We start from the raw sequence: 1,078 nt of genomic DNA, 5'->3' as shown, positions 1-1,078 counted from the left end.
AAGCCCCTTATGGGGCTTATTTGTTGGTTAATGTGATTGGTTCAGGCGGTATTGCATTTTCTATTTTTCTTATAGCTGATTTTATGAACTCAACATTTTGTTGAATAATATCGAATTTCGCCATATCCGAGATTTTAGTTGATTCAGCTAAAAGACTGACTTGCATTTTTAATTTTTCAATTTCTTTATCTTTTTCTTCAACTGTTTTTTCCAGTCTTAATGCTTTAGCTATCCGTGTATAAGCATCATTTGATGCTGGTGGTGCAGATGCGAGAAGGTTTTCTATCTGTAATGACATTTCAATATGGTAGATGACCTCTTGCTGGAGGCTTCTCATTGATTTTTCAGCTTTTTTTTCTAATGCCTTTCTTAATTCTGGCGGCATTCGTAAAGGGTATGGTGCTATGCGTGACATTATATTGACTCCTTTAGACTCACTACTTGGCAGTGTAGATAGCAAATATATGTTTGACAAGTGAGTCCTTATGATCCATCATTTGGCTATGTTAAGTTGATATCAAGGAGAAAAAAGGAATCATTATGAGTCACAACAAAAGAATACCCCCATATCCTTTAAGGATGCCGCAAGAGATCAGGGAATGGTACGAAGAAGAATCCGATAAGAGCGGTCGCTCTTTGAATGCTGAAATTGTGAAAATCTTGAAGGATCGAATGAATAGGGTGATAGGGCAAAGGAAGCATGCAGTGCAATAAAAGCAAAACCCCAGCCGCGCCAACGACTGAGGTCTCTAATGTTAGCAACTATCAAGGGAACCAACATGAACAATGTAACAAATAAAAACCTTCCTGTCATCGCAGGCGTCGAAATCACTACAGACTCAGAAGGTCGTTTCAACCTAAATGCATTGCACAAAGCGAGTGGTTTGGGTAGCAATAAGGCCCCGGCTCAATGGTTACGCACAAAACAGGCGTAAGAGCTTGTATCGGAAGTAGAAAAAGAAACTATGCAGATTTGCACTGTTTCACTTGATGGCCGTAATGGTGGCACTTTTGCCCACGAACTTCTAGCTGTTGAGTATGCAGGGTGGATCTCGCCAAAGTTCCGCTTGCAGGTTAA

At 40.1% G+C, this 1,078-nt stretch carries 2 protein-coding genes and 1 pseudogene; 2 read left to right on the top strand and 1 reads right to left on the bottom strand.

Features of this window, described 5'->3' with window-relative positions; translation table 11 throughout:
• Positions 1 to 16: 16 nt before the first annotated feature.
• Positions 17 to 415, bottom strand: coding sequence for an Arc family DNA-binding protein (locus C5469_RS22820; RefSeq protein WP_166310978.1), 399 nt, complete (start codon positions 413 to 415; stop codon positions 17 to 19).
• Between the two features lie 125 nt (positions 416 to 540).
• On the opposite strand from C5469_RS22820, the gene C5469_RS24635 reads away from it, so the two are divergent.
• Entirely contained in the window at positions 541 to 714 is a 174-nt protein-coding gene (locus C5469_RS24635; protein WP_105396883.1) for an Arc family DNA-binding protein, read from the top strand.
• 38 nt (positions 715 to 752) lie between these two features.
• A pseudogene (locus tag C5469_RS24630) lies at positions 753 to 1,078 on the top strand (KilA-N domain-containing protein); the annotation flags it as partial.

It is taken from the genome of Photorhabdus cinerea, from assembly GCF_011189575.1.
GTDB lineage: Bacteria > Pseudomonadota > Gammaproteobacteria > Enterobacterales > Enterobacteriaceae > Photorhabdus > Photorhabdus cinerea.
The sequence above is the reverse complement of the archived record's forward strand: the minus strand, read 5'-3'. Positions and strand labels throughout refer to the sequence as shown.

What these genes read in the sequence shown, in the direction of transcription:
- C5469_RS22820 (WP_166310978.1), bottom strand. Translation starts at nt 415, where the DNA reads ATGTCACGCATAGCACCATACCCTTTACGAATGCCGCCAGAATTAAGA.
- C5469_RS24635 (WP_105396883.1), top strand. Translation starts at nt 541, where the DNA reads ATGAGTCACAACAAAAGAATACCCCCATATCCTTTAAGGATGCCGCAA.